The following is a 3940-nucleotide window of genomic DNA, read 5'->3' as shown; positions in this document are numbered from 1 at the left end:
ATACCGTGTTCTATGTGGTGATCACTCGTTGAGCTGTTCATGGGGCGGGATACGTGGAGTTGGATTGTTCCGGACGGGCTGTGGGAGATCGCGAAGCCGTTGATCCCACCGTCGAGGGTGCGTCCGCAGGGCGGCGGGACGCAGGACACGCCTGATGAGACGCTGTTCGCGGCTATCGTCTACGTGCTGGTGAGCGGGTGTGCCTGGCGGGCTCTGCCTCCGTGTTTCGGGGTCTCGAAGTCGACTGCACACCGGCGCTTCGTCATCTGGTCCAGGGCCGGTGTCTGGGGCCGGCTGCACGAGGCGGTGCTCGACCGCATCGACGAGTGCGGCTTGCTCGACGTGACCCGCGTGGTCCCGGGGCGATGACCGAGGCGCGACGGGACGAGCTGGACGCGATCGATCCGGGCTGGTGCCCGGTATGGGACACCGGGTGGCAGCGCTGCTACCGCCTCGTCCAGAACCACGTCCAGGCCGGCGGAACGCTCCCGGAGGCTGCGGGCGACGTCGTCGTCCAGAGCAAGAGGTACTCGCCGGCCGCCTGAAACCGTCCAGGAGAGCGCCCTGGTCACGGCTATGACTTCGTGCGGCCTGCTGAGGCTTGCTGAGTGTCCGCGCCGGAGCCGGCATCTTGCCGCTGGGTCTCCTGGGGGCCGTGCCAGTCCAGGCACATCACGGTGGCATCGTCTTCGAGCCGGCCGCCTGCGGCGTCCAAGACCGCGGACGTCAGCGTCAGTGCGGTCTCCCGCGGATGCAGGTCCCGGGTGCGCTCCACCAGGGCGAGCAGGTCGACATTCTCCCCATGACGTTCGAGCATGCCGTCGGTCAGCATGAGCAGACGGTCGCCGGGGCGCAGATCAATGTCCTGGACGCGGTAGGGGTGGGGGTCAGGCAGGGACAGACCGAAGGGATGGTCTACCTCGCAGGTGATCACCTCCGGAGCCCCCTGGCGCATGCGCAGGGGCCAGGGGTGGCCGGCGTTGACGAGCTGGGCCTGGCCGGTGTGGAGGTTGATGCGCAGTAGCTGCCCGGTGGCGTGGCCGTGGGCGTGGTCGGCCAGGGCCTGGTCGGCCCGGTGGGCTTGCTCGGCCAGGTCGGCTCCTGCGCGGCGGGCGCTGCGCAGGGCGCTCACCAGGACCGTAGCGGCCAGGGCGGCGTCGGTGTTGTGGCCCATGGGGTCGGTCACCGACAGGTGCAGGGTGTCGCGGTTCAGGGCGTAGTCGAAGGTGTCGCCGCTGAGGTCTTCGGAGGGCTCCAGGCTCCCGCACAGTGTGAACTGTGCTGCCTCGCACGACAGTGACATGGGCAGCAGCTGGTACTGGATTTCTGCGGCCAAGGTGGAAGGTCTGGGGCGTTTGCCCCAGGCGTAGAGATCAGTGAACCGCCCGTTGGCGATCACGATGTAGGCCAGGATGTGGGCGGCTTCCCCGATCGCATTGAGGAAGTCCTCGCCGGGGTCGGCCGGCAGGAGCAATTCCAGCAGCCCGATGGCATCCCCTCGGTTGGTGACCGGCGCGATCACCCGCTGTTCCTGACCGGTCGCCTTCTGATACAGCCGCTGGGTACGGATCACCTGCTCGTAGACGCTGCCGAGCAGGGGGAACCGCTCCGCTTCCCGCCCCAGGGTGCCGGCGACGGGCAGCCGCGCCACCGCCTTTCCTGTCAGGTCCACGATGAGGAAAGAGACCTTCGTAGCTTTGAAACGCCGCCGCAGGTCCTCCGCGACCACATCGACGGCCTCCACCGGCGCCGCCATCTCCGCAGCTTCCAGCAACCGGGCAAGTTCGCTGTGCTCAGCACTCACGACCACGCTCCCTACCAGCGCCCCTCATATCAGCTTGAGAGCCGCCACGGGGAGCGTCAATCTGTGACCAGTCACAGTAAAGACCGCCCCGGCCTCGTCCAGGCGCGATCAACACCCCGAAACGCAACAAGACGCCCTAAAAGCCGCAGCGGCGATGCGTTTCCCTGCGAATCGGAGGTCGGAGCGGGCACCTTCGAGCCGCTCCTGGAGCTTGTGGTGCTCCTGCGTGAGCCCGCGATCGAGTCGGCCGAACTCCGCATCGCGGTGAGGCCGCAGGGCGATGCCCGACTCGCCGACCTCTTCGACGGCCCGTGCGCAACGGTGGTCCGTACAGCGCTGGAGAGAGCACGCCCGGCACGGCGGTGTGCCTCCACGACGCCGGGTCGCCTTCCGCTCCGGGATGGAATCTGGCGGAGCCAAGGAGCGCCGGACTGCCCACCGGGCCTCGGTCCTGGGAAGGGATGCCAGGGCCGAGGCGGCTGAGGATCCGGTCAGATCGTGTCCGCGACCTTGATGTAGCCCTGCTGGATGACCCACTTCTGGTTGGTGTGGTTGACGCACCGCCAGATGCGTACCTGGTCACCGTTGTTGCGGGTGTTGCCGGCGTCCAGGCACATCTCCCGGCTCTTGCCCATCGTGTCGGCGAGCACGATCTGCGCGTTGCGGACGATCCACTTCTGGTTTGTGTTGGTGCCGCCACACTCCCAGATCTTGGTCCTGTCGCCGTTGTTGCGGGTGTTGCCGGCGTCCAGGCACATCTCCTTGGCGTCGCCGATCGTGTCTTCAACCTTGATCTGTCCATTGGTGATCACGAACCGCTGGTTCTTGTGGCCGGCACACTTCCAGAGGCGTACCTGGTCACCGTTGTTGCGGGTGTTGCCCACGTCCAGGCACACCTCATGGGCAGCCCGGAACGCGGGAGCCGCCGCGGAGGACGGCACACCCGCGCCGAGGGCGAGCAGCAGCGCCGCGCCAGTGACGGAGCCGAGACAGCGAGGAGAGAGGAGCGAAGCCATGAGCACAATCCCAATCGTTGATGGGGAAGCGAGAGCACCGTCACGAGACCAGCAGTCGGTGCCCACGCATCCTGGATGCCCCGGTTCGGCCGCCGGTAGCGGATAGCTCCAGACAGCCTCCGTTAGAGCGAAGATGATCACCCACCCGTGGGAGCGAAAAGCAGCTCACGGTGACGCCTCCGGCAGAGCAGGGCCGTCGACCGTCGTGACGGGGAGGGTGGGCGGCTTCGCGCCCCGGCGGGCCGTTCCGGCCTGTGCAGGCCCGCTGGCGAACCCGCACATGGCGGTGTGGACTCGCCCCGCAGTTCGAAACAGCCGCGCGCGGCCCTACCCCGCATCGCGAGACCAGCAGACGCGTCACCACAACGAGCGACCGCGCGGCCCCGCCGACGCGTAAGAGGACTGGCCGGCCGCCAAATCCCGAGGCGCACAGGGCGTCCCGCTCGCCAGGGTCGGGGTCGCGCCTCTGGTCGCGCTCCTGGACGCACCTCTGGTCGCGTCTCTAGTCGCGCTCCTGGTCGCGCCTCTGGTCGCATCGGACGACGAGCCCGGATCGCACAAACGCGCAGGTCAGACCAGTGATCCGGAAGACCGGCGAACGCCGACTACTTCCCTGGAGAGCCCCCTTCGGCCAGGAACGGGCCGTCACCACGGCACGCGCGGCGGGCACCTGACGCAGCGAAACCGCCGTACGCCCCCTGTGCCTCAAACGCGAGTCGCCCCGGGCTGGTGAAGGTGGGCACGCGGTTATTGATCACGCGGCGAGCGTGAGTTTAGCGGTGTGGTGTCGGTGTTCCACCGTGGCCATCACGCAGATCCGCATGCCCGGCACGCGGGGCCACGCCTACTACCAGGCCAAACTCGCTGAAGGCAAGACATCCCGGGAAGCGCAACGCTGCCTCAAACGCCGCCTGGCCGATCACGTCTGGCGCACGATGGTCGTTGATGAGCGCCGCCGCGCGCTGTTGACGGGCCCGGGAGGACAACTGGGGGCGGCTACAGAATCCAGCGCGGCCGGCCCAACCCCGTCGGCCGGCTCTTCGGACAAGTCACTTCCCGGACCCGCCATAGCCGAGCCTACGCCACCACACCAACCAGCTTGACAAACACAGAGGCACCC

Annotated in this window: 3 protein-coding genes and 1 pseudogene; 2 read left to right on the top strand and 2 right to left on the bottom strand. The window is 67.9% G+C overall.

The window, feature by feature from the left end; translation table 11 throughout:
- Positions 1-39 precede the first annotated feature (39 nt).
- A pseudogene (locus tag EES42_RS36295) lies at positions 40-357 on the top strand (transposase); the annotation flags it as partial.
- Positions 358-365: 8 nt separating this feature from the next.
- Positions 366-545, top strand: a complete 180-nt coding sequence (locus EES42_RS36290; RefSeq protein ID WP_124722461.1) for a hypothetical protein — start codon at positions 366-368, stop codon at positions 543-545.
- A 29-nt stretch (positions 546-574) separates the two neighbouring features.
- On the opposite strand, the gene EES42_RS36285 is transcribed toward EES42_RS36290, so the two are convergent.
- Positions 575-1756 (bottom strand): PP2C family protein-serine/threonine phosphatase, encoded by a 1182-nt coding sequence (locus EES42_RS36285; protein WP_206433782.1) that lies wholly within the window; start codon positions 1754-1756, stop codon positions 575-577.
- A 539-nt stretch (positions 1757-2295) separates the two neighbouring features.
- Positions 2296-2820: an RICIN domain-containing protein gene (locus tag EES42_RS36280; RefSeq protein ID WP_124722459.1), complete on the bottom strand. Its 525-nt coding sequence runs from the start codon at positions 2818-2820 to the stop codon at positions 2296-2298.
- Between the last annotated feature and the right edge of the window lie 1120 nt (positions 2821-3940).

Origin of the sequence: Streptomyces sp. ADI95-17, assembly GCF_003846175.1 — a bacterium.
GTDB lineage: Bacteria > Actinomycetota > Actinomycetes > Streptomycetales > Streptomycetaceae > Streptomyces > Streptomyces sanglieri.
The sequence above is the reverse complement of the archived record's forward strand: the minus strand, read 5'-3'. Positions and strand labels throughout refer to the sequence as shown.

Coding starts and splice junctions, on each gene's coding strand:
- EES42_RS36285 (WP_206433782.1), bottom strand. CDS start 1,756: ATGGCGGCGCCGGTGGAGGCCGTCGATGTGGTCGCGGAGGACCTGCGG.
- EES42_RS36280 (WP_124722459.1), bottom strand. CDS start 2,820: ATGGCTTCGCTCCTCTCTCCTCGCTGTCTCGGCTCCGTCACTGGCGCG.
- EES42_RS36290 (WP_124722461.1), top strand. CDS start 366: ATGACCGAGGCGCGACGGGACGAGCTGGACGCGATCGATCCGGGCTGG.